Annotated in this window: 19 protein-coding genes and 1 pseudogene; 9 read left to right on the top strand and 11 right to left on the bottom strand. The window is 69.4% G+C overall.

Going from position 1 to position 23756, the window contains the following annotated elements:
* Nucleotides 1–87: 87 nt before the first annotated feature.
* Both pglZ and pglY read right to left on the bottom strand, forming a co-directional pair.
* A complete protein-coding gene (gene pglZ / locus K1J60_RS32170) occupies nt 88–3009 on the bottom strand; it encodes a BREX-2 system phosphatase PglZ (RefSeq protein ID WP_220649267.1) in 2922 nt (973 codons plus the stop codon).
* Nucleotides 3006–6893: a BREX-2 system ATPase PglY gene (gene pglY, locus K1J60_RS32165; protein ID WP_220649266.1), complete on the bottom strand. Its 3888-nt coding sequence runs from the start codon at nt 6891–6893 to the stop codon at nt 3006–3008. The genes pglZ and pglY overlap by 4 nt, the downstream gene beginning before the upstream one ends.
* Nucleotides 6894–7002: 109 nt before the next feature.
* Here pglY and K1J60_RS32160 point away from each other — a divergent pair, with 109 nt between their 5' ends.
* Nucleotides 7003–7299, top strand: a complete 297-nt coding sequence (locus K1J60_RS32160) for a hypothetical protein (protein WP_220649265.1) — start codon at nt 7003–7005, stop codon at nt 7297–7299.
* Nucleotides 7296–7694, top strand: a complete 399-nt coding sequence (locus tag K1J60_RS32155; protein WP_220649264.1) for a hypothetical protein — start codon at nt 7296–7298, stop codon at nt 7692–7694. Before K1J60_RS32160 ends, K1J60_RS32155 begins: the two co-directional genes overlap by 4 nt.
* 430 nt (nt 7695–8124) lie before the next feature.
* Here the strand turns inward: K1J60_RS32155 and K1J60_RS46240 are convergent, their stop codons facing one another.
* On the bottom strand, nt 8125–8256 hold the full coding sequence (locus K1J60_RS46240) for a hypothetical protein (RefSeq protein ID WP_259408024.1): 132 nt from the start codon (nt 8254–8256) through the stop codon (nt 8125–8127).
* Between the two features lie 62 nt (nt 8257–8318).
* Between K1J60_RS46240 and K1J60_RS32150 the strand changes: the two genes are divergently transcribed.
* Nucleotides 8319–8525 (top strand): hypothetical protein, encoded by a 207-nt coding sequence (locus K1J60_RS32150; RefSeq protein WP_220649263.1) that lies wholly within the window; start codon nt 8319–8321, stop codon nt 8523–8525.
* Between the two features lie 69 nt (nt 8526–8594).
* Here the strand turns inward: K1J60_RS32150 and K1J60_RS46235 are convergent, their stop codons facing one another.
* Nucleotides 8595–8726: a hypothetical protein gene (locus tag K1J60_RS46235; protein WP_259408389.1), complete on the bottom strand. Its 132-nt coding sequence runs from the start codon at nt 8724–8726 to the stop codon at nt 8595–8597.
* A gap of 413 nt (nt 8727–9139) precedes the next feature.
* On the opposite strand from K1J60_RS46235, the gene K1J60_RS32145 reads away from it, so the two are divergent.
* From K1J60_RS32145 to K1J60_RS32130, 4 genes and pseudogenes are all read left to right on the top strand, one after another.
* A complete protein-coding gene (locus tag K1J60_RS32145; protein WP_259408023.1) occupies nt 9140–9766 on the top strand; it encodes a hypothetical protein in 627 nt (208 codons plus the stop codon).
* Nucleotides 9763–10449 carry a hypothetical protein gene (locus tag K1J60_RS32140; RefSeq protein WP_220649262.1) on the top strand — a complete coding sequence of 229 codons (687 nt, stop codon included), beginning with the start codon at nt 9763–9765 and terminating at the stop codon, nt 10447–10449. The genes K1J60_RS32145 and K1J60_RS32140 overlap by 4 nt, the downstream gene beginning before the upstream one ends.
* Nucleotides 10449–15246 (top strand): annotated as a pseudogene (locus tag K1J60_RS47230) (putative T7SS-secreted protein). The gene K1J60_RS32140 and the pseudogene K1J60_RS47230 overlap by 1 nt, the downstream one beginning before the upstream one ends.
* Entirely contained in the window at nt 15243–15722 is a 480-nt protein-coding gene (locus tag K1J60_RS32130; RefSeq protein WP_220649261.1) for a hypothetical protein, read from the top strand. Before K1J60_RS47230 ends, K1J60_RS32130 begins: the two are co-directional and overlap by 4 nt.
* Before the next feature lie 386 nt (nt 15723–16108).
* Here K1J60_RS32130 and K1J60_RS32125 read toward each other — a convergent pair whose 3' ends face one another.
* From K1J60_RS32125 to tgmA, 5 genes are all read right to left on the bottom strand, one after another.
* On the bottom strand, nt 16109–16969 hold the full coding sequence (locus K1J60_RS32125) for a hypothetical protein (RefSeq protein WP_220649260.1): 861 nt from the start codon (nt 16967–16969) through the stop codon (nt 16109–16111).
* A gap of 359 nt (nt 16970–17328) precedes the next feature.
* Nucleotides 17329–17985 carry a class I SAM-dependent methyltransferase gene (locus K1J60_RS32120; RefSeq protein WP_220649259.1) on the bottom strand — a complete coding sequence of 219 codons (657 nt, stop codon included), beginning with the start codon at nt 17983–17985 and terminating at the stop codon, nt 17329–17331.
* A 186-nt stretch (nt 17986–18171) separates the two neighbouring features.
* Entirely contained in the window at nt 18172–19302 is a 1131-nt protein-coding gene (tgmC, locus tag K1J60_RS32115) for an ATP-grasp peptide maturase system methyltransferase (RefSeq protein ID WP_220649258.1), read from the bottom strand.
* Nucleotides 19299–20252 carry an ATP-grasp ribosomal peptide maturase gene (gene tgmB, locus K1J60_RS32110; protein WP_220649257.1) on the bottom strand — a complete coding sequence of 318 codons (954 nt, stop codon included), beginning with the start codon at nt 20250–20252 and terminating at the stop codon, nt 19299–19301. The genes tgmC and tgmB overlap by 4 nt, the downstream gene beginning before the upstream one ends.
* Nucleotides 20249–20545 carry a putative ATP-grasp-modified RiPP gene (tgmA, locus tag K1J60_RS32105; RefSeq protein WP_220649256.1) on the bottom strand — a complete coding sequence of 99 codons (297 nt, stop codon included), beginning with the start codon at nt 20543–20545 and terminating at the stop codon, nt 20249–20251. The genes tgmB and tgmA overlap by 4 nt, the downstream gene beginning before the upstream one ends.
* Before the next feature lie 322 nt (nt 20546–20867).
* On the opposite strand from tgmA, the gene K1J60_RS32100 reads away from it, so the two are divergent.
* Nucleotides 20868–21623 carry a DUF6879 family protein gene (locus K1J60_RS32100; RefSeq protein ID WP_220649255.1) on the top strand — a complete coding sequence of 252 codons (756 nt, stop codon included), beginning with the start codon at nt 20868–20870 and terminating at the stop codon, nt 21621–21623.
* A gap of 19 nt (nt 21624–21642) precedes the next feature.
* Complete coding sequence (locus K1J60_RS32095; protein WP_220649254.1) at nt 21643–22488, top strand: helix-turn-helix domain-containing protein; 846 nt, start codon at nt 21643–21645, stop codon at nt 22486–22488.
* Nucleotides 22489–22686: 198 nt separating this feature from the next.
* On the opposite strand, the gene K1J60_RS32090 is transcribed toward K1J60_RS32095, so the two are convergent.
* Complete coding sequence (locus K1J60_RS32090; RefSeq protein ID WP_220649253.1) at nt 22687–22890, bottom strand: DUF397 domain-containing protein; 204 nt, start codon at nt 22888–22890, stop codon at nt 22687–22689.
* Nucleotides 22887–23717: a helix-turn-helix domain-containing protein gene (locus tag K1J60_RS32085; RefSeq protein WP_220649252.1), complete on the bottom strand. Its 831-nt coding sequence runs from the start codon at nt 23715–23717 to the stop codon at nt 22887–22889. The genes K1J60_RS32090 and K1J60_RS32085 overlap by 4 nt, the downstream gene beginning before the upstream one ends.
* Nucleotides 23718–23756: the final 39 nt, after the last annotated feature.

The raw sequence follows: 23756 nt of genomic DNA, 5'->3' as shown, positions 1-23756 counted from the left end.
GAGCGGACCACTCGGGGTGCCTCCAACGCGGGTGGACCGCCCAGGGGTGCCTCGGGGCCAAAGCCCGAGGCACCCCGAGCCATGTCCTCAGCCGGCTCCGAGGGCGAACTGCTCGCGCAGCAGTGCTTCGTGGAGCCGCAGGGTACGGCCGTCCGGCAGGGTCTCCAATACCTGCACGCCGTCGTAGTTGAGGAGTTGCCGCAGGACGGCGGCGAAACCGTCGCCCCGGGTGACGGGCATGCCGGCGCGCTGGGCGAGCGCGGTCACGGGCAGGGTGCCGCCCGCGTCGAGCAGGGCGGCGAGCGCCTTGTGGACCTGCTCCTGCTGCGGCTTGCGGGCGAGACCCCCGAGCTGTCCCTGGTACGTCTCCGAGTCGAGCAGCACCGTCACCAGTGCCTCGGTCCGGGAGACGAGGGTCGGGGTGAGAAGGGAGTCGTCTCCCCCGGTGGTCAGCTCCACGTCGAAGAGCGCCTCGTGTGTGCGCGCGAGTTCCGCCTGCTTCTTCTGGGACTTCCCCGTCGGCTTCTTCGGCACGGCGGGAGTCGTCCCGACGAGCAGCTGAGTGGTGGCCTCACTCGGCAGCGGTGCCCTCCCCACCTCCGCGGGAGCCCACCACAGGGGCCGCTGGTCCCCCAACTCCCGCCATTCCTTCGGCGGTTCCGCCCCGAACGGCAGGAAGGCGAGCACGGGGATGGTGAACTCGGCGAGCGAGGCCCCGCCGTGGTAGCCGGCCTTGAGGGCGGTGTAGCGGGAGTCGGCGTCCCACAGCGCCACGATGGACGCGCCGGGCTCGGGCCACACCACGCGCGGTCCGGTAAGGGTGATCTCCCGGTCGGCGAGGGGACCGTCGGCGGGCAGGCGGTGCCGGGCGGACGCGGGGTCGACGGCGGCGTCCACCTTCTTTCCGTGCCGGTCGACGACGTGGCCGTGGTCGCTGGTGAGGATGACGGCCATGCCCTGGGCCGCCGCCACCCGCAGCAGGTCCCGCAGGCCGGGCACGTCGTCGACCCGCCAGGCCCCGTCACCGAGCTTCTGTTCCTTGGCGAGGCGGTCGTCGATGGCGTTGAGGACGACGGCGACATGCGTCCGGCCGTCGGTGAGCGCCTCCGTGAGCGCCGGGCCGAAGGTGTCGCCCGCGGTCTCGCCGCGCAGGTCGTCCTTGTGGAAGACACCGGCCGGGGCGCCGCCCCACAGCTTCAGCGTGGGGAAGAGCCGCTTCTCGTCGGCCTGGGTGCCCTTCATCAGCGTGCCCGCGAACAGTGAGGTGCGGGACACGGCCGTCAGGGTGGGAAGTGCGGCGGCCATCGCCCGACGCTGTGGAGCGCCCTCGGGCAGCGGATCGAACTCGGCCCAGGAGCGGCGCAGTTCCTCACCGAGTTCGTTCGCTATGGCCGCACTCATGCCGTCGAGCACGAGCAGCAGCACCCGCCGTTCCTCCCCGCGCCGGACGACCGGTCCGACCACCCGGTCGAGGAAGGTCTCGACGGTGAGCATGCTGCCGGGCTGGGTGCCGGCCTGCGTCCAGGCGGCAAGAGAGCGCGCGAAGAACGCGTCGATCTGCCGCCGCCGGTCCCGGACGCGTGCGGCGAGGGTGTCGTAGGCGGCCTTGAGGACGGGGTCCGGGTCGCCGCCGGCCTCGATGTGCTCCAGAGCGAGGTCGGCCCAGCCGGTCTCGGCGACGTGCCGCTGTAGGGCGTCGGCCACCGTAGGGCTCTCGGCAGGCGTGTCGGTCAGCAGCCAGCGGGCGAGGCGCTGTCCCATGCGGGCGCGTTCGACGCGGGCGGACTCCTCCGGCTCGGCGGCGAGCCGGTGGTCCGCCAGGCGCCGGACGGCGTCCGCCACCACGGCCCTGTCACCGGCTGCGAGCGCCCGTCCGACGGCCGTGAACCGGGCCTCGAGTCCGCCACGCAGGACGGGGCTCGCCCCGACGGCTGGCTCCGCACCGAACTGGCGCGCCAGCGCGGCCGCCCGGTCGAGCACGGTGCCGGACGTCCGGCGTGCCTCGCGGGCCTGGTCCGCGTCGCCGCCACCGGTACGGTGTCCGGCCGCCAGCAGCGTGGTCACGTACTCCTCGGCAGCCCGGCCGAAGACGGTCACCAGGGCGTCGAGCTGTTCGCCGACCGCCGGGGGCTGGTCGCCGAAGTAGCGTTCGGCGCGGCCCCGGGCCTGGTACGTCTCGGGGGCGGGCTCGGCGTGCTGCCACAGTGCCGCGCAGACGAGTCCGAAGGCTGCGGCGTCCGCGCCCCGCTCGGCGTCCGCGAGGGCGAGCAGGGCGCGTCCGGCGAGGCCGGCCTGGTCCTCCTCGCCGAGGAAGGCGGTCAGCCCGGCGCGCTCCGGGCCGCGCAGCCCGAGGAGTCGCTCCGGAGCACCGGGGCGGGTCGACCAGTGCAGCAGGGTCTGGGCGTCGAGCCGGTCGTCACCGGGGCGCCGTGCGCCGCCCTCGGTGTCGTAGCGGCCGAGGCGCAGGCGGCGCTGGGTGAGCGCGGTGAGGGCGTACTGGCGGGACAGCCAACCGCCGGGCACGGGTGGCCAGCCGCCGGGCGGCGTGGCGTCGAGCAGGGCTTCGGCTGCCCAGTTGACGTCCTTGAGGCGCGGGTCGATCTGCCGGGCGCCGAACGCCTCCCGGACGACGTCCCAGCTGTCGACGGTGTCGATGCGCAGTTTGTGGACGCGGGCGAGGATCGCCGGGTCGAGTTCGTGCTGCTCCCGGTCGGTGAGGACGACCAGCACGGCGGGGCCGGTCCGGCGGCCCGCGAGGTGGTCGAGGACGAGTTCGTGGACGGCGAGCGGCGAGGGCGCCACCGCGACACCGGCCGTCCGCCCCTCGGCCCAGGCAGGTTCTGCGGGACCGTCCCACTGGGGCGCGGACCTCAGCAGCACGACCCGGCGCCTGCCCCCGCCGTCTCGTGTCAGGGAGGCGGCGAGGGACGACTGCGAGGACAGGTACTGGGTGACGGTCGCGGTGTTCAGGCGGACGGCGCCCGGAGCGACGGTGGCGGTGTCCGTCATTCGACGACCTTCCAGGTGATCTCGATGGTCGCGTCGGGGTGGCGGGCGACCAGTTCGGACAGCTCCGCCTGAAGGTCGGCGGCGGCCCGGGCCACGGTCGTACGGCGGCCACCGGACGTGCGCGCGGTGCCGCTGCCGGAGGAGGCCGGTGTGGGGTTCTCCTGCGGGGCGTACGGGATGCGCGGGTCGCTGGTCGGCGTGTCCAGGGACAGGTCGCCCGCCGTGGGCTGAGGCTGGACGACGGGTGCGGGCGGCTGGGCCGCGGCCTGGGTGCGCTTCACCAGGGCGACGACCTCGCGCTGGGCACGGGTCAAGGCGTCGCGCAGGTCGGCGGTGCGCTGGTCGTCGCGGGCCACGTTGCGCAACGAGTCGAGCAGTGCCGCGCCCTCGGGTCCGAGTCCGGCGGCGAGTTCGAGGGTGCTCCAGGGCGCTGAGGCGACGGCCTCCGCCACGCTGCGGGCCTGCTTGATGGAGGTGCCGTACCGGTCGGCACTGGTCTCGCCCAGGTCGAAGGAGGCGAGGGCCTCCACGGTCTTCTTCGCCCCGGCCGCGCCCTTGCCGGCCTCCGCCGTGAGGGCGTCCAGGAGTTCCAGGGAGCGCCGGGCGAGCGGGAGCCGCCCGGTGTCGGCGGTCTGGTCGAGGCCGAGGAAGGCGGCGTGGGCCTCCAGCTGGTGCACCAGGTCGGCCGTGTGGTCCCGGTAGGCGCGGGCGGCCTCGATGATCTGGCGGGCGAACTGGTTGACCATCCGGCCGCGCCGCAGGGCGGGAGCCTTCTGCCCGAAGATCGTCTCGAAGCGCTGCCGGGCCGTGTCCCAGTCCGACTCGGCGGGCAGCGGCTGGCTGCGCAGCGCGTCATGGTCCTTGATCGCGGACAGCTCGGGCGCGGGGTCGAGGACGGTGCCGACGCGCACCCACACCCGGTCGTCCATCTCGGCGAAGGCTGCGACGACGAGCCGGGCGAGGAAGTCGGGCAGGCCGCGCGGGTCGGGCTTGTCGGTCCAGTCGGTGAGCGTGATCAGGGACAGGTCCCCGGTGACGCCCTGGGAGCTGGCGAGTTGCCGGAAGTGGTCGGCCCAGTAGCGGGACAGCTCGAAGTACGCCTCCTTCTGCTGCCCGAGCCGCAGGGGCCCGGCGATCCGCTGCATGAGCCTGCGGTCGGCGGCCGGGACCTCCACCCGCCCGTCGCGCGCCTCGGCGGCGGCCCGGACGTGGGCGAACACCTTCTTGGTGTCGGCGGGCTTCACAGCGGTGCCGGTGGCGTCGGGATCGAGGTCGGGATGGGCCGGGTACTGGTGCTCGAGCAGCCTGCCCGCGACATGCCGGATGCCGTCGTGCAGGCTCTGCCCGAAGGACAGGGTGAGGCCGTCGACGTCGGGCAGCGCGACGAGGTGGTCGTCGAAGTCGGGGACGACGTCGGCGGCCTGCTTCTGCGCCAGTCCGTACGCCTGCTTGAAGGCGCCCTTGACCTGCTTGAGCAGTGCCTCGCGCTGGGTCTCCAGGAGACCCTTGGCGCGGCTGCGGTTGTCGGCGTTGAGGTGGCCGGCGTACTGGGTGTCGAAACGGTGCTCGTCGGCGAGGGCCTTGTCGATGACGACGAGGCGCCGGAAGTCGGCGAAGCGCTGCGCCGACAGATGCGCCGGCAGCCAGGCGACCACACGGGACCGCTCGCCCTGCTGCCGGTCACGCAGCCGCCGGATGCGGTTGACGTCCTCGACCGGGCCCCACTCGCCCTCGTCGAAGGGGAGGTCTATGGCGATGCGCCAGCGGCCCTCCTCCTGCGGCATCAGGTCGTGGTCGGGCAGTTCGTCCTCGTCGGCGACGTTCCCGAAGACGATCTCGGCCGTGCGGGCGGTGCCGCGCCAGGTGAAGCTGAGCTGGTCGCTCAACTGGCCGTGTTCGACGCTCAGTTCCTCGGACAGCAGGCGGCGGGCGAGCGCGACCCGGTTGCCGGGGTTGTCGTTGACCTGGGCGTTGGCGATGACGGAGTCCACGTCGACGCCCGACAGCTCCAGCCGTACGCCGGGGTTGGCGTCGGTGCCGGTCTCCTTGATCTCGGGGAACCTGGCCGCCCATTCGGCGACCTTGTTCTTGATGATGCCGACCTCGGCACCCGGGATGGGCGCGAGGACCGACCCGTAGTTGAGCGCGCCGAGCCGCCGGATGGTCAGCTCGGACAGCGCGGGCACGCTGGGCGCGAGTGCGGACAGCAGCAGCGTGCAGACGAGCCGGTTGTCGCCGACGAACATCCGGCAGCCGCCCAGCCGCTTCGGGTCGGTGAGGGACTCGGGCCGGTTGCGGTACTGCTCGACGTCGTCCTCGGTGATGTCGTACGAGCTGAGCAGGTAGGGGCGCAGCTTGGTCTTGTAGAGCTTGTCGGCGGCCTCGAAGACGACCTTCAGGCTGTCGGTGAACGGCTTGTCGCCGCCCTCCGCGATCACCGGGTAGAGGTCGCCGACGGGGACGAGCTGTCCGAGGCGGATCTCGTCGCGGTGGTCGGCGAGAAGCTGCCCCATCAGCTTCAGACCGGTGCGGGAGCGCTGCAGCGCGGACGAGATGTGGACGAGGGTGTCCATGAACGCCGGCGAGAACGGGTACGTCAGCCGGAACGACTCCGCGTCCGCGCCGGTGGTGCCCTTCTCCGAGCCGAGCAGGGTGTCCCAGACCTGCGGGCCGACCCGCTTGGTCTGCTCGAAGGCCGCGTCGACCTGCTGGGCCGCCTCGTCGTTCTTGGGCTTGAGGAGGCGGGCGTGGGCGATCTGCGGGAGGTTGCGGTCCTCCAGGGTGATCTTGTCGAACCGGCCGGAGGCCAGGTTCAGGGTGTCCTGGATGGACGACTCGGCCGCACCCGACACCTCCTCGCCGACCAGCTCGCGCAGGTCGCGCTGGCGGGCGATGAACGACACGACGGGGATGGCGCGGCGGGCGTCGCCGCCCTCCACGAAGTTCGTGATCTTGCTGGCTTCGCGGGCGACGAACTTCTGGTCGTGGATGAGGGTGGCGAGCCAAAGGATCAGCTCGTCCATGAACAGGATCAGCCCGTCGTAGCCGAGCGACTTGGCGTGCTCGGCGATGACGGACAGACCGGCGTCCAGGGAGATGAAGCCGTGCTCGTCCTCGGCGGCGTTCCTCGTGAAGCCGGGGAGGAGGGTGGTGCCGGCGTCGTTGACCAGCTTGGCCCGCAGCTCGGCCGGTGCGGAGGGGTTGGTGAGGTTGAGCGCGGTGCCCGCCTCGTGGTTCTCCTCGGCGGCGAGCGCGGTGTCCAGGAGCTGCGGGGTCCAGGCGAAGCCCTCGCCCCACTCGTCCTCGTCATCGTCGTCCACGCCGGTGCCGAGACCCCGGATGACGGCCTCGTCGCCCATGTTGGCGCGCATGGCGCGGATGTCCGCGAAGAGGGAGTCGGTCCGGTAGACCTGCGGGGTCGGGGCCTCCGGGTGCAGCTTCTTGACGTGGTGCACGTACCCGCCGAGGACGCGCTGTTCCAGGGCCTTCGCGCCGAGCATGTGGTACGGCACGAGCAGGAACCTCTTGCCGTCCGTGCTCAGCCACTCGTGCTTGGTCAGCACCGGGTCGAACTCGGTGCGGGAACGGGCGGCCGGGTCACCGCTGAGCAGTGCGTACAGCACGGCCATGAAGTGCGACTTACCGGAACCGAACGAGCCGTGCAGATACGCCGCCTTGGAACGGTGCCCGTCCAGCGCGGACTTGATGAGGGCCAGCGCCTCGTCGAAGTTCTCCAGCAGCCGCTCGGTGACGACGTAGTCCTTGAGCGCGTGCCGGGCGCCCTCGGGTGTCGTCGCCTCGGCAAGGGACAGCACGAAGTCCGAGGTGGAGATGGACTCCTTGATGTCGATGACATCGCGGAGGAGGGGCGGCTGCTGGGCCATTACCGGTCACGCTCTCCATCTGGCGGCTTCCGCCGCCGCTTGTGCTCGATCGTGTGGGATGTCTGTCGCTGGCTGGCTGCCCGATCAGGCTCTCGGTATGGTCGGCGGTATGGCAACCAAGAAGTACACCGTGACGCTTCCCGAGGAGCTCGCCGAGGCCATCCGGGCCGAGGTCGGCCCCGGCGGGTTCAGCCGCTATGTCACGCACGCCATAGAGCGCCAGCGAGAGCGGGAGCGACTGCACGAGGCGGTGCAGTGGTGGGAGTCCGAGTACGGGGAGATCACCGAGGCGGAACTGGCCGAGGTCGAGGCCGAGCATCGCGACCTGGAGCGGCAGCACGCCGAGCGGACCCGCGCCCGCGAGGTACGTGAGCAGCCGCACAAGCACAAGCGAGATGCTGCATGACCGGAAACCGGGTCTACGTACTCGACAGCGAAGGACTTTCGCGGTGGGTGCGCGGGGAGCGTCGCATGGGCGCCTACCTGAGGCACGCCGACGATGCCGGCATCCCGGTCGTCACCACCTCGATGACGCTCATCGAGGCTTACGACCCCACCCGCTCCCACCCCAAGTGGCACTGGGCTCTCTCCAAGATCCGTGTCGAGCCGGTGACGGAGGAAATCGGCAAGGAAGCCACCGGCCTTCTCAAGGAGACGGGTCTGCACGGCCACAAGTACGCCATCGACGCGGCCCTCGCCGCCGTCGCCCTGCGGCAGCCCGGCCCGGTCACCGTGTTCACCTCGGACGAGGACGACATGCGCAAGCTGTGCGCCGACCGCGTCGTCGTCGTGAAGCTCTGAGCCGAGCACGGCCGCTCCCCCACCGCAGACCATCACCCTCACCCGCCGAAGCCCTCCGTCCCCTCGCCGAGGTGGACACCCGCCTTCACCACGCCCTCCACCGTACCCCCATGCCCCATATGCCCTACACGCCTTTCACCGACCGCCGGCCACGGGCGGAGGGGGCACTCCACCCCTGTCGACCTGCTCGAGCCCCCACGGGAACGTTGGTCGCGGACGCACGGCGGCAGGTCACGGGGCCGACCGTCGCGAGCGGCTGCACGGGGCTCCGGCCACGGGCCCGAGCACTGCCATCGGAAAGGGCGGCAAGGCGGTCTCCGGCATCGACTACAGCTGAACGGCCTTCTCCGGAAGCCGTTCCGTTGAAGACGGTAACCGCGAGGCTGCCGGAGCATACTCCTGGTGCACGCCATCTCCTGGAGGTACGCCGTCACCCGGGGATGCCGACGGCGAAGACCGCCCCGACCAGGAGGGTGAGGACGACCAGGCCGAGGACGAGCCTCGGCATCCGGCCGAGAGGTGTCCGCCGGCCCGACGACCGTACGGGAGGGATGACCGTCATGTCCCGATCGTAGGCCGCGAGAACCTCCGGACGCCGGGCCTCCGCGCAGCCACCGCTGGGCCGTGGTCACCGGCCTCGCAGGCGACGATCCCGGGGCCCAGGTGACCGAATCCGGCGACGCGCGCGCCACCCGTGGGGCCAAGGCACGGACGGGGATCCAGCGACGGGGACGTGCACGTGGTCGCGGCCCACTGCGGGTGGAGAACAGCGGCAACGCCGTCGCGCACGGCAGCGAGGCCGATACCAGCATCATCGAGAGCAACAGCTGATCCCTGAGTGCGTCACGACCGTGAGCGGCTGCTCCGGTCCCCGTCCTCGCCGCCCTCCGCGAGCTTCCGTTACAGCAGATCGTGGCGGAACTGGTAGACAGGGCCGACCTGGCGCAGCACCCCCCGCTCGTGCGCGTCGGCCAGCAGGACCCACGCCCGCCAGGGCAGTCGGCCGGTCAGCGGTAGCCATGAGCGGGCCAAGGTGCAGCCACCGGGACCCGCGGCGTGCTCGGTGGCGAACGGCTCACACGGGGTTCTCCTCGCCCACCGCCTCGACCGCCGACACGTCTCGCACCGCCTGCACGACTGGGGCCACCCATGCGCGACCCCGGTCAACGCGACGCTCACCCTCGCCCGGGCACCGGGGCGCAGTTGCCAGCTCGTGACCGTGAAGGGTCGCTGTCCGAGGTCCGCATCGCTTCGGGCGGTCTCCCAGGCGGAGAGGTAGTCACCGGTCCGGTGCAGGGCGACCGACAGTCGCGTCGCCACGGCCAGGGCGTCGTCCGGAGCCGAAGACGTGCAGCGCGCCGACCGCACCGGGTGCCAGCGACACATCTCTGCAGCAAAGGCTTTGGCGTTGCAGCACGCCACACGCCGATGCGATGATCGCACGCATGTCTGATCACGGGGGAGGCTTCGGAGCGGCGGGCGGTATACGCCGATCCAGGATCTTCGACTACGTGGAAGGGGCCGAGCCGGCCAAGCCGAACGGTCCCGCTTCCGAACGCCCGTCGGCCCCGCCCGAAGAGCGGACCCCGTCCCCGACAGACGGCGACACCCTCTCCCCGGCGGCGGATGACGCCGCACTCGCCCACCGCCGACGCGAAGCCGCCGCCCTGCTCGGCGAGTTCCGGCGTACGGCGGTGCTCGTGCCCCTGTCGGCGGACGGCGACCCACTGACCGGGGAGTTCGGCGGTATCCGCTGGATCTACGCGTTCTCGGACAAGCCCTCCCTGGCCCGGTTCGCCTTCGCAAGGGGCGAAGGAACACGGGCGTGGGAGTACGACCGTGTGCTGGGCGCCCGACTGCTGGACGTGGCGATCCCGGCGATGCCGGTGCCGTACGGGGTGGCGCTGGACGTCGGCAGCGAGGGTCAGGGGGCACTGTTCCCGCCGGTCATGGGGATCGTGCCGGACGCGGCGGCGCTGGACGCAGGCGCAGCCACAGACGCAGACACAGACACAGACACAGACACGAACCACTTGAACAGGATCGCCCCGAACGGGAAGTTGACTCGATGAACGACGGCGGCGGTGGCGGGGGCGGCGGCGGTGAGGGCAAGGACCTTCAGGTGGAGGGCCTGGCCCTGATCACCGAGGGCATCAACCTGGCCATGTCGGAGCTCCGTGAACTCGGCATGGTCGGCGAGGCGAGCGTGGGCCGCGGCTTCTCGGACCTGGCCCTGTCCGGTCTGGAGTTGGGACACGGCGGACTGACGTCGGCGCTCGACACCTTCTGCGAGCGCTGGGAGTGGGGAGTCCGTGCGCTGATCCTGGAGGGCAGCAGGTTCGCGGACGCGGTGGGTCTGGCTGCGGGGACGTTCCACGAGACCGAGCAGTACATCGACGGCACCTTCAAGATCGCGGCGAACTCCGTGATGGGCAACCCGCACCTCACCGAGGACCAGGTCACCCGGATGTCCTGGGGCGAGATCGGCGACAACCACATGTTCGCCACCTCCGACTGGAGCGCGGAGTCCTGGGAGCGGGCCCAGGAGAACACCGACCAGGCCTGGAACGACGCACAGCGTGACGTGCTGACGTCCCCCGTCCTCCAGAACGGGCCGGTCGACCCGCAGGAGTCGATGGGCATGACCGACCAGCAGTACGAGGCGTGGCTGGACCAGCAGTACGGCCCCTCGCGCGAGGAACGCGAGCAGGCGGCCCAGGCCGAGGGACAGCAGCAGAGCGGCGGCGGCAGCTGATGGGCGGCTGGATCCCGGACGGCGTGGGCGACAAGCTCAAGGGCGCCGCCAACACGGTCGTCGGCAAGGCCGAAGAGGTGTACGACGACGGCAAGAAGCTCCTCGGCGAAGGCATCGACGCGGGCACCGACTACGCCGGTGAGCGTTTGGAGGACATGGGCCTCCGGGGCGTCGCGGACAAGGTGGAGGACTGGGGCGACGGCACCGCGTCCGCCCTGGGCGCCACCCCCGGCGAGCAGCAACTCGGGGAGACCGAGCAGGCCAACGAACTGGTCCACGGCAATGTCGGCCGTATCCAGGAGAGCGCCAAGCACCTCAAGGACTTCCACACGGCCTTCGACAAGGTCGGCGACGGCATGCGCAAGCTGGACTCCTCCCACTGGAAGGGCCAGGCCGCCGACACCTTCCGCGAGAAGTTCGCCATGCAGCCCAAGAAGTGGATGCGTGCGGCGGACGCCTGCGACCAGGCCGCCAAGGCGCTCGACTCGTACGCCGACACGGTCAAGTGGGCCCAGGGCCAGGCCCAGGACGCCATCGACGCCTACAAGGCGGGCATGAAAGCGTCCCAGGCGGCCGTGGAGGCGTACAACACCAAGGTCGACGCCTACAACGCCAAGGTGAAGGCCGGTGAGGATCCCGGCCCCAAACCGGCCGAGTTCAGCGACCCCGGCAAGGCGGACATCACCCGCGCCCACGAACTCCTCAAGGAGGCCCGCCGCCAGCGCAACGAGGCCGCCCGCACCGCCACCACCTCGGTCAAGGCAGCCCTGGAGCACGCCCCCGCCGAACTGCCGCCCGCCCTCAAACTCGCCGCCAACTTCGCCGACCAGGGTGCGTCATCGGCCGTGGAACTCACCCATGTCGTCGGAGGCGTCGTCAAGGGCGGCGCGGGCATCATCACCTTCGGCCGCAGCATGAACGCGCTCGACCCGTACAACATCGCCCACCCCGCCGAGTACTACCAGAACGTCAACATGACGCTCGCGGGGCTCACATCGACGGTCGCCCACCCCGACCGGGCCCTCAAGGACGCCTGGCAGTCCGCCAAGAGGGACCCGTCCGAATTCGGGGGCCGCGTCGTCCTCGACCTGCTCGGCACCAAGGGCGCGGGGGCCGCGCGCGGGGCGGCGACGGGCGGCATCAAAGGCGCGCTCAAGCACACCCTGGACGACGCGGCCGAGGCGGGCAGGAAACCGGACTTGCCGGCGCGAGAGAGGGTCAGCGACGCTCCCGGCCGGGACTCGCGTCAGCCCGACGCGGTGGAGTCGCGGGGCTCCGATCCGATCGACTTCGCCACCGGCCGGATGTACCTCCCCCAAACAGACGTGACGCTGCCCGGTGCCCTGCCCCTGGTGTTCAGACGCCGCGTCGAGTCGGGCTACCACCTGGGCAAGTGGTTCGGCCCGTCCTGGTCCTCCACCGTCGACCAACGCCTGGAGATCGACTCCGAGGGCGTCGTCTTCGTCACCGAGGACGGCCTGCTCCTCGCCTACCCCCACCCCGCGCCGGGTGCCCCCACCCTCCCCAGCCACGGCCCCCGCTGGCCCCTGGACCGCGAGGACGGCGGCTACACGGTCACCGACCCCGGTACGCGCCGCACCTGGCACTTCACCGACCGCCGGGACGATCTGGCCGTCCTCGAACAGATCGACGACCGCAACGGCAACTGGCTCACCTTCGAGTACGACACCGAAGGCACCCCGCTCGGCATCGTCTCCAGCGCCGGATACGACGTACGCGTCACCACGGAGGCCGGCCGGATCACGGCACTCCACCTGGCCTCCGGCAACCAGGAACTGAAGCGCTACGGCTACACGGACGGCCACCTGACCAAGGTCGTCAACTCCTCCGGCCTCCCCCTCCGCTTCACCTACGACGAGGCCGGCCGCGTCACCTCCTGGACGGACACCAACGCGCGCCTACGCATACGAGTACGACGACCGGGACCGCTGTGTCGCCGAGGGCGGCACGGACGGCCACATGACCCTGCGCGTCTCGTACGACGACACGGACCCCGACACGGGCCTGCGCGTGACGACCACCACGACCGGCGAGGGCCACACCCGCCGCTTCCTCATCAACGAGGCGTGGCAGGTGGTCGCCGACATCGACCCCTTGGGCGCGGTCACCCGCTACGAACGGGACCGCTACAACCGCCTGCTGTCCCTGACGGACCCCCTGGGCCACACGACCACGTTCCGCTACGACGAGTCCGGCAACCCCACGGTCGTCACACGCCCGGACGGCCGCGAGGCGAGAGCCGAGTACAACGACCTCGGCCTGCCGACACGGGTGGTCAACCCGGACGGCACGGTGACCCGCCAGACGTACGACGAACGCGGCAACCGCACCTCGGTGACCGCCCCCACAGGCCTCACCACCCGCTTCACCTACGACGACGCGGGCCGCCTGACCGCCGTCACCGACCCCCTCGGCCACACGACGACCGTCCGCTGCGACCCCGCCGGTCTCCCGTTGGAGATCACGGACCCCCTCGGCGCGGTCACCCGCTACGCACGTGACCCCTTCGGCAGACCCGTCACCATCACGGACCCCACAGGTGCGGTGACCCGGCTGGAGTGGACGATCGAGGGCCGCCTCGCCCGCCGCACCGCCGCCGACGGCACCACGGAGTCGTGGACGTACGACGGCGAGGGCAACCGCACCACCCACACCGACCCGATGGGCGGCGTATCCCACTTCGAGTACACCCACTTCGACCTGCTGACGGCCCGCACAGGCCCGGACGGCGTACGCCACGAGTTCGCGTACGACCTGGAGCTGCGGCTGACGAAGGTCACCAACCCGCAGGGCCTGAACTGGAGTTACGAGTACGACCCGGCAGGCTCGCTGCTCGCCGAGACGGACTTCGACGACCGCACCCTCACCTACGCACACGACGCGGCGGGCCGCCTGATCTCCCGCACGAACACGCTCGGCCAGGTGGTGTCGTTCGAGCGCAACGCCCTGGGCCAGCTGGTCCGCAAGAACGCGGCAGGCGACGTCACCACATACGCGTACGACATGACGGACCAACTCGCGCAGGCGACGGGCCCGGACGGTACGACGCTGACGATCCTGCGTGACCGCTTCGGCCGGGTGCGCTCGGAGAGGGTCGACGGCCGCGAACTGACGCACACGTATGACGATCTGGGCCGCCGAACAGGCCGCACGACACCGACCGGCGTGACGACGACCTGGACATACGACGCGACCGGCCGCCGCACGGGGATGACAGCCTCGGGCCACACCATCGACTTCACCTACGACGAGGCCGGCCGCGAGCTGACCCGCCGCATCGGTGAGACCGTCACCCTGGCGCACACCTTCGACTCCTTGGGCCGCCTGACCACCCAGTCGGTGACCGGCACGTCGGGCCGCCCGATCCAACACCGCGCGTACACCTACCGCGCCGACGGCAATCTGACCGGCATCGACGACCGACTCTCCGGCTCCCGCCGCTTCGACCTCGACGCGGCAGGCCGCGTGACAGCGGTCCACGCGGCCGACTGGACGGAGAGATACGCCTACGACGAGGCGGGCAACCAGACCTCGGCGTCCTGGCCGTCGGACCACCCCGGTCAGGAGGCCACCGGCCTCCGCGCCTACACGGGCACCCGCATCACCCGCGCGGGAGGCGTCCGCTACGAACACGACGCGTTGGGCCGCATCACCCTCCGCCAGAAGACCCGCCTGTCCCGCAAACCGGACACCTGGCGGTACGCGTGGGATGCCGAGGACCGCCTGACGTCCGTGACGACCCCGGACGGCACGCGCTGGCGGTACACGTATGACCCGCTGGGCCGCCGTACGGCGAAACTCCGCATGGCGGACGACGGCGAAACGGTGGTCGAGCACGTCGTCTTCACCTGGGACGGCACCACCCTCTGCGAACAGACCACCACTTCTACGGCCCTGCCCGACCCGGTCACCCTCACCTGGGACCACCAGGGCCTGCGCCCCATCACCCAGACCGAACGAATAACGGCGGCAGACGCTCCCCAAGAGGAGATCGACTCCCGCTTCTTCGCCATCGTCACGGACCTGGTGGGCACGCCAAGCGAACTCGTCGACGAGGAGGGCGAGATCGCGTGGCGGACCCGCAGCACGCTGTGGGGCACAACGGCCTGGGCTGCCGACAGCACCGCCTACACCCCCCTCCGCTTCCCCGGCCAGTACTACGACCCCGAGACGGGCCTTCACTACAACTACTTCCGCCACTACGACCCCGAAACCGCCCGCTACCTGACCCCGGACCCCCTCGGACTGGCGCCTGCACCCAACCCTGTCGGCTACGTACGGAACCCGTTGGAGGAAATCGACCCTGAAGGTCTGACTCCATGCCGTCAAGCTGTCGCAGACGACTTCAATGTCCCACGCAAGGCCGTGGTGGAACCCCGAGTGGTCTACCGTGGCGACACGCGACTTCCTGAAGAAATTTTCCAGAATGGATTCTCACCCAAGGGCACCAACGAGGACATCGGCCGATACGCGCTCCACGATGACCCGTCGAACTGGGTGGGAACCAGCAAGAGTGCCAGCCAGGCAGGAAATTTCCCCATGTCAGCCCAAGGCCGTGGCACCTGGGTATACGAGATCCGCGGTGCCGGATACGGTGTGGATGTCAACCGGTCCCTGGGGGGAGCAATTCGAGCCTGGATAAATGGCACTGGCTTCCCGTCTGAGCGAGAGGTCATATTTAGGAACATCGATCCGAGCAACATTGTTCGCGCTGAACGATGGCGCTACGGAATGCCAACGGGGGAGATCATCGACAACCCGGGATATGTGGGATGACTGAAGAAATTACGATCCGCGTCCAAAAAGATGACCACGAAGACCAATGGAAGATGCTGGTCGATGGGGAGGGTCCATGGAATCTTCGCCTCGAATCACCCAACGGGGTTGAGTCGACCGCGAGCGGCGACAATATTTTTGAAGCTTTGCGATCCATGCGAAGAGAACTCTCGTCAAGAAACATCTTGCTCTGCTGCAACGGAGCACGCGTTAACGTGAGACCTTCAGGCCTCTCCGCATCACACGGCGCGTGGATGGTTTACGTTCTCCATATGTGGCGCCCTTCAACAGTTCGAGATCTGGTTCCCGTCCTCGGATACGCCCAGCCCAACAAGATCGGCACCGTGGAAGAGCAGGATGCCTACTGGGAACGCCACCTCAAGAACAGAAAGAATTGGCTTAACTTCATCAACCCGCTTTGGTGGATTTACTTTCTCACGAGTTCCTGGGGGAAGCCCAAGAGGCACGATTTCTGAGCTTGACATCCGACAGCCGGGTGTTCCTTTCGGCAAAGACCAGCCCCTGTCCCACCCAGACAGAACAACGCTCACGGAGTCGGCCGAATCAGGGCAGACGGGTTCGCGGTGGCTGTACTCTTCGGTGAACGGTGATCGGGACACAACGTCGGATTCAATGCGCTTGATGTGCGTGGTGAGAAATCCACGATTCTTCGCCCGGGAGATCATCTCCCTGGCTCCGCCCCAGGTGTCCGGTGCTCCAGCAGGTTCTCGCGGTTCGCGGTGATCAGCGAGGCAGGAGGACGAACGAGCCCTCACGCCCACAGATCACCACCCCCGGCGGCGATGACGAGAACACCCGCCGCATCGGCCGCCCTTCGGCACTCAGGGGTGCGCTTGCGGCATCAAGGCTGAGGTTCCTCCAGCTCGACGTCGGTGGCCTCTGCCCCGTGCTGTTCAGCACGGGGTGTAGGGAAAGGTACCTGGTCTTCCACGACTTCCCCTTCCATCACCCGGTCCGACGGTTGCGCCAGCGGCAGGTCGGCGAGGTGCCTCTTCAGCCTCTTGGCCATGGGGAGGTAGGTCGCGAGGGTGAGCCCGCCGGAGACAGCGGCCCCTACCAAGGGGATGGCCTTCGAGACGGTCGTCGCGAAGGACTGCGTCGTCATCTTGACACCGAGATAGCCCGCCACTTTCTTCACCATCGGGTAGACGACACCGTGGGTGAGTGCCTTCTGCGGCAGCTTCTTGGCGACCTGCTCCGCCATCATCCCGGCGACTTTCCCCACCGCGACGTTCGCTGACTTGGTGCCGAACATCACGCCGAAGAACAGCGTGAGCACTCCCTTGGTGGCGTCATCGACGTCATCACCGTCGTCGGAGAACAGATCGGGCCAGCTGTAGAGGTAAGCGAGCTTCTGCGCGATGCGCAGCATGTGGCCGACGTACTGTGCCGTGTCGGCGGGCACCGTAGCAGGAAGGGCCATGATGCCAGGAATCCCGGCGGCCGCGGAGAGGGCACTGACCTTCGCCGTCTCAAAACGGATGGAGTCGTTGGCCACCTTGTCGAGAACCTCGACAGGGATGCCCGCCGTGGCGGGGGTCTCCTCTATCGCCCGGCGGATGTCGTCCTCGGAGCAGCGGCGAGCCAACGCACTTCGAAGGTACGCCTCCCTGTTGATGCGGACACCCGGAAGCTTCGCTGCCGCCAGCAGTAGCGCGAAGAAACGCGATTCGGGGTTCTCGACCTCTTTACCCTGCTTCATGGCAGGAACCTACAGTAGCTCCTCGCGCCAAGAGCGCCAGTTCCGCAGCTTGTTGACCCTCGTTATGGAGTGACGCTGAACGTGCGGGCCGGGTCCGACACACTGACGATCACCCCCGGGAAGGCGACCACCGTCACGAACCGACCGCGTCCAGGCAGACGCGATGGCGGCCAGCGTCGGCACGCCGCCCGGTGGGACAAGGCGCCCAGCGCTGCTGAAGATGCCCGGCCTTCGCAGAAGGACGCGCTGGAGATCAGCTCCATGCGGTTCCTCCGGTGGGCGGGATCGCGGGCTGCGCCACACGCCGGGCAAGGGCCGAGCCCTCGCCGAGCACCAAAGACGCTCTCGGCCGGGGTCTGTTACGGAGCCACCGCTCGAACGAGGAGCGTCCCGATGTGCCCGGGGTGAGGCGCGTCGAGGATCCGCGCGTCGGCCGTGGCGAACCCGGCCCGCGTGAGCAGGCGCTCCCAGACGGCCGGGCGGTAGCTGTAGCGGTAGGTGAACATCGCCTTTCCGGCGAAACCTCCCTTGTACATGCCCTGTGGCCCGTACGCGCCAGGGATGGCCGGCGGCTGCGAGAACGCGAAGACGCCGCCGGGCCGGAGCCTTCGGCGGACCAGGGGGAAGAGACGGCCCGGGTCGGTGAACCAGGCGGCTCCGAAGATCGAGTAGACGGCGTCGTACGCGTCCTCGTGATCGCTCAGGTACTCCAGCACCTCGGAGCACACGAACTCCGCCCCGGTGCCTGCCCACTTCGCGGTGGTCTTCTCGACCATGACGGGAGACAGGTCCACGCCGCGAGCGGCGATGCCACGCTCAGCGAGGTGGGCCAGGGCGCGGCCGGTGCCACAGCCGATCTCCAGAACGGAACGCGGGTCGCCCAGCAGCTCCGGGCCGGGGCCGTGACCGGCGTACTGGGTCCAGCAGAAACCCGGCTCCGCGTCGTCCTTGAAGGCGGAAGCGGTGAAGGCGTCCCACAGCTCGGTCTCGGCGGCGATGTCGTGTTGTGCGGGCATAGCGATTCCTCCTCGCGAGGGCCTGCCCCTGTCCCGGCCACAGGCAGGGCAGGGGCAGGCCGTTCAGGGGCCCACCACCAGGGCTTCGGGTGTCAGCACCTCAGCGTGCGAGACAGGGGGCATCCGCTGAGGTGGACGATGACACTCCTCTTCCGCCCTCTCACGTCCTCCTGGTGCTCGTTGCCGTCAGACCTTGGGCCAGGTCACGGTCTGCCCGGCAGGGGTGACGGTCACCTCGAAGCGGTCGGGCCGGGGGGCGCCGTCGGCGCGCCATCGGTTCACGTTCTCCTCGATGTCGTCCCACAGGCGCGCGGGGCCGCCCTGCCGTACGGTCCAGCTGTCGCCGTCCTGGACGAGGGTGGCCCAGGCGCCGGCGTGGACGTCGACCAGAAGGTGTTCGGTCCGGCCGTCCCGGTTGATGCCGAGGCGCTGCGCGTGGGGGGCCGCGAGCTGGGCGACGAAGCGGGTGTTCCAGTCGTCGAGGGAGTCGGCGGCGAGAGAGGTGGCGCGTTCGTCGTCGCTGTCGTCCGGATCGGGCAGCAGGCCGAGCGGGGGCGGGAGCTGGGGGCGGGCGATCATGAAGGAGATGTGGCCGTCGAGGAGTCGGCCTCGGGCGGTGCCGTCCTCGCCCACGGTGAGGCGGGCGAGTTCGGAGGAGTGGAGCCAGCCGGACAGGGTGGCGAGGATGATCCCGCCGGGCCGGGTCTGCTCCACCCACGCACGAGGCAGCTCGGTGACGCCGCACGTGGCGATCAGCCGGTCGTACGGGGCGCCGTCCGGGTGACCGGCGAGGCCGTCACCGACGACCAGGAGCGGCGCGTACCCGGCGTGCCCGAGTGCGGCACGAGCACGGGTGGAGACGTCCGGGTCGATCTCCACGGACGTCACGAAGTCGTCGCCGATCCGGTGGCAGAGGAGGCCGGTGGAGTAGCCGGTGCCGGTGCCGATCTCCAGCACACGGTGCCCGTCTTCGACCTGGAGGTCTTCGAGCATCCGGACGACGAGGCCGGGCAGGGTGCTGGATGAGGTGGGCGCGCGCAGGATCTCGCCGCGGATGTCGTGAGGTGCGATCGTTCCGGCGATCTGGGTGACGAGGGAGTCGTCGTCGTAGCAGCGGCCCAGCCATTGGGGGGCGTCGGGAAGGACGGGCTGCCACGCGGTCTGTCCGGGGCTGTCGGCCCGTTCGAAGAAGCCGCCGCGCAGGAACTCGTGCCGGGGCACGGCTTCGACGGCGGCTCGCCACGGTTCGGTGCGCAGCCGGCCGTCGGCGGCCAGGCGCTCGGCGAGAGCGAGACGGAGGCCCTTGTCGTCTGTCACGTCGTGGTCTTCCTCTCCAAGAGGTCTGCCAGGGCCGCGCACAGGGGCAGGCCCGTCTCAGGTTCCAGCCAGTACCACTGGCCCGAGGGGTTGCACTCCAGGAACCACCATGGCCCGTCTTCGGCCACGCAGAAGTCGAAAGCCCCGAAGACAAGCCCGAAGTGGTCCATGTAGTGGCGGAGGGCCGGCACGATGCCGGGCGGCGGCTCCACAGGCGTGTAGGTCAGTCGGTCGTAGTCGGTGCGCCAGTCCAAGAGGTCGGAGTCGATCCGGACGCAGTACACCTGGTCGCCGATGACGGTCACCCGTACGTCGGCGGATTTGACGATGCGCCGCTGGAACAGGTGGGCGGTGCCCGCCACGCCGTCGTCGATGTCCACTGCGGAGACCTCGGCGACCTTCACGACGTTCGAGACGCCGTCGACCCGGTAGACGGGGTTGTGCAGCGGCTTGTAGATGGCCGAGCCGTGCCGCTTGACGAAGGCCCGTGCGGCGTCGGGGTCGGAGGTGATCAGAGTGGGCGGCACCAGGAAGCCTGCCTCCACTGCTGCGGCCAGACCGGAGGGTTTGAACTCCGCGTCTCCGATGCGGTGCGGGTGGTTGACGTAGAGGCAGCCCGGCAGTGACGCCAGCACTCCGCCGAGCCCGTACCGGGCCTGGGTGATGGCGAACCGCGCGTCCTGCTCGTCGAGGTGCGGGAAGGCGAACCCGGTCGGCCGCCGGTAGTAGAGGGCACGGACGTCGGCCAGGTCGGCGGTACGGGACGGGGTGAGGAGGCGTCCCCGGATGCCGTGCGGGGTGATCTCCGCCTCCACCGTCAGGGATGCGGGGAAGTCCCCGGAGTCGAACCGCACGACCGGGATGTCCCGGTCGTGCAGCTCGCGGATCACCACGTCGGAGGTGGGGTCGTGCAGGCTGGTGACGACCAGCACCGGACGCGGGTCGTTCACTGGTCGCCGTCGCTGCCGGTGTCGGTGTCCGTGGCGCCCTGGTTCTGCCCGTCGGGGCTGGTGCCGGTGGAGGGGCTGGTGCCGGTGCTGGTGCCATGGCCCGGCATCTCCATGACCTGGCCGGCCGCGTCGAAGAACACAGCCGTCTGGGAGGCCGGGTCCAGCCGGGCGGTGGCGTACTCGGGGGCCATGGTGGGGTACGGCGCCATGCGGCCGACTCCCCACGGCGTCGGGGTGATGGTTCCCTGCGGGACCGCCGTGCTCGTGGGCAGACGGCCGGAATGGACGAACATGTCTCTCCTCGGTGACGCGGTAGGACCCGCCTGGGCAGGTTTCGGACCTTTACGGGGCCATGAAGGCGACGCGTGCCTGAGAAGGTGCCGCCTTCGGTTCTTCTGCGGCTGCGAAGGGATCGGTGTCCTGCGCCAGTTGTGCTGTAGCCATGAACGGGACGGTAGGGAAGGGCGGGACCGGGAGACAGGCGAGTTCCTCGAAGTTGCTTGACTTCGCGGGCGAGTTCCCCGAAGTTCCTCGTATGGCCCGGCTGAACAGTACGCATGAGGCATCACCTGCGGGGAGGCTTGACGCATCGGCCCCCGGTGAAAGGAACTGCTCATGGTGCGACGGCTGCGCTTCAACGGGACGGGTAGCGGCGACGACGGATGCCCCTCGGTGCACGAGGACCTCGACTCGGGAGAAGTCGTGGTGCACGGCCCGCCGCTCACCAACCCCGAGGACATCGCCCAGCTTCGGCACTTGGGCGAGGGCGAGGTCCCGATCGTGGTGCCTCGATCACTGCTCGTGGACTGGGGGCCGAAGGACATGACTCGTGAAGCGAAGATCATCGACCTGGACGGCTTCGGTCGACTCTTCGAGCAGTTCGAGCACACAGCGTGGCGGCTGGAGACCCGGCGGCGCTACGCATCCGACGAAGGCACCGACACGTACGCCCAGTTCCTGCGTGGCGAGTCGGTCGACTGGGACGAAACCGACTCGGAGTGGTGTGCCAATCGCCGCGTGCAGACCGCGCTCGGTAAGCGCATCGAGCGGGTCCGTGTCGTCGACAACCCGCCGACGACAGGGCAGTTGTACCTGCTCGACAACGCACGTCGTAATAGCGCCGTAGGCGAGAGGATGATGAACCTCTGGCGCGCGGACGCCGACCGGCTCAACCTGCCCTCCGAGGACTTCTGGCTCTTCGATTCGCGCATGGTCGCGTTGCTTCAGTTCGACGACGCCGACAACCTGACAGGCGTCGAACTGATCACGGAGCCCGCCGAGGTGGTGCGGTACTCCATGGTGCGCGACGCGGCCATGCATCACGCCGTCCCGTACGAGGACTTCGCGGCCGGCCTGGCCGTGAAGAAGTAGCAGAATCAGGTGTGTACCGGTGAGCACGGACTACCAGAAGGCGCGCGAAGCCCTCGGGCAACGCCTCCGAGAGCTTCGGCTGTCAGCCCCAGGTGGCCGTATCACCGGTACCGAGCTCGCCGACAGGTGCGGATGGCACAAGTCGAAGGTCAGCAAGCTGGAAAACGGCCGGACAACGCCCACGCCGGAAGACCTGCGGAAGTGGGCCGAGAGCACCGGTCGGCCGGAGGCGCGTGACGAGTTGCTTGCCAGGCTCCGAGGCTTCGAGTCCCACATTCGATCATGGCGTCGGCAACTTGCCGCAGGACACAAGCCCGTACAGGACGCACGCAACGCCGAACACGCGAGGACGCGCACCTTTCGCGTCTGGCAAGGCTCCATGATCGTCGGCGTCCTTCAAACACCGGACTACGCCCGTTCGGTCTTCACACGCTTCACGGAGCTGCATCAGTCGCCACGCGACATCGAAGAAGCAGTGGCGTCGCGTATGAGGCGCCAAGAGTCCCTGTACGACTCGACGAAGCGGTATCGCATCCTCATGTGGGAAGCCACCCTGCACGTCCAGATCTGCCCTCCGTCGGTGCTCGCCGCCCAGCTCGACCGCCTCATGGGAGTCATCGGCCTCACCACGGTCGAACTGGGGATCATCCCGCTCTCCGCCGCCCTCAAGATCCCCCCGGCCACCGCCTTCTGGATCTACGACGACCGCCAGGTGATCGTGGAGAACTGGCACGCGGAGTTGTGGATCGATGACGAGGCCAGCGTGGACACCTACCTGCGCACCTGGAGGACACTCCGGGAGTCCGCGGTGTACGGCGTTGACGCGCACCGTCTCATCAGTGCGGCGCGGCGGGCGTTGCACTGACCGAACCGGGCGGCAGGCCACCCTTCAGAGAAGCGACTCTCGTCAGCTCGCGCACCAGCCCCTCCCCGGCGGGCAGCCGCTCATCCCCAGAGCGGACAAGAACCCGTAGCCCTGATGCCGAACGCGGGGGGTCTGCCCACTGTTGAGATAAACGCTGGGCCCTCAGCACGTGCACACCTGCCGAGGGCCCAGCGCCTGTCAGAGTGCTGCGAACTCGACGAACGCGGTCCACGCCGTGGAGGCCACGGCCAGGGCGGCGCGGGTTGTGTCCTTTGAGTCGCGGACATGGACGCTGGCGGGGCGGACGGCGACTTCGACGCATTCGCCGCCGTCACCAGCGCTGTAACTGCTCTTGAACCAGGCCAGTCCATCCAGGCTGAGCTTGGCCTTTTCCCCGCTCATCTCTCTCCCAACAGCTTCTCGATCAACAAGCGCGATTCTGCCGGAGTGTGGGCCTGCGCGCGCAAGGACCCGTACGTACGCTCAAGCTCTCGGATCTTCTGACGCTCGGTGTGAACCCGGCTGTCTCCTTGTACCTCCGCATAGGCGATCCTGCGCCCATCCTTCATCTCCATCAAGGTGAACGGACCAGCCAATCCCGCATGTTCCTGACGGCAGAGCGGCATCACCTGGATCTCCACGTTCCGCTTCTCCTCAATGAGTAGGAGCTGCTCCAACTGCCCTCGCCATACCGTCTCACCGCCAAGCGGACGCAGGATTACGGCCTCCTCGACCACAAAGCACAGGTGTGGAGCGGGCCGCCGGTCGAAGATTTCCTGTCGCGCCAGTCGGGCGGCCAGCCGCTGTTCGATGACTCCCTCGTCCAACTGCGGGCGCCACATGGCGAACACCCCCCGCGCGTACTCCTCGGTCTGCAAGAGCCCTGGCACAGCCTGGGTGGCGTACACGTGCAGCACAACTGCCTCGGCCTCCAACTTAGCCGCGTCTCGAAAGAACGCCGGATACTGAGCCCGAGCCACCTCATCCTTGCTGGTGCTCAACACCCCACCAGCATGGAGCACTTCATCAACTCGGTCGATGAACTTCGGCGGCGGAATACGTCTCGCCTGTTCGAACGACGCGATCGTCGAGGCCGAGTACCCGGTCAGCGACCCGAGCGCCGCGCGGTCCATACCCGCCCGCTCCCGGAACAGCTTCAGCTGCCTCCCGAACACGCACAGCATGCCCGTCCCGACCTCGTACTCCGGCTGCTGAACCTCGTCGTCCACGCCGCAGCTCCTCTCGTACAACCACCCGGTCGGCCAACT

Origin of the sequence: Streptomyces akebiae, from assembly GCF_019599145.1 — a bacterium.
Classification (GTDB): Bacteria; Actinomycetota; Actinomycetes; order Streptomycetales; family Streptomycetaceae; genus Streptomyces; species Streptomyces akebiae.
Note: the sequence above shows the minus strand (reverse complement) of the source record. Positions and strands in the feature narration are given on the sequence as shown.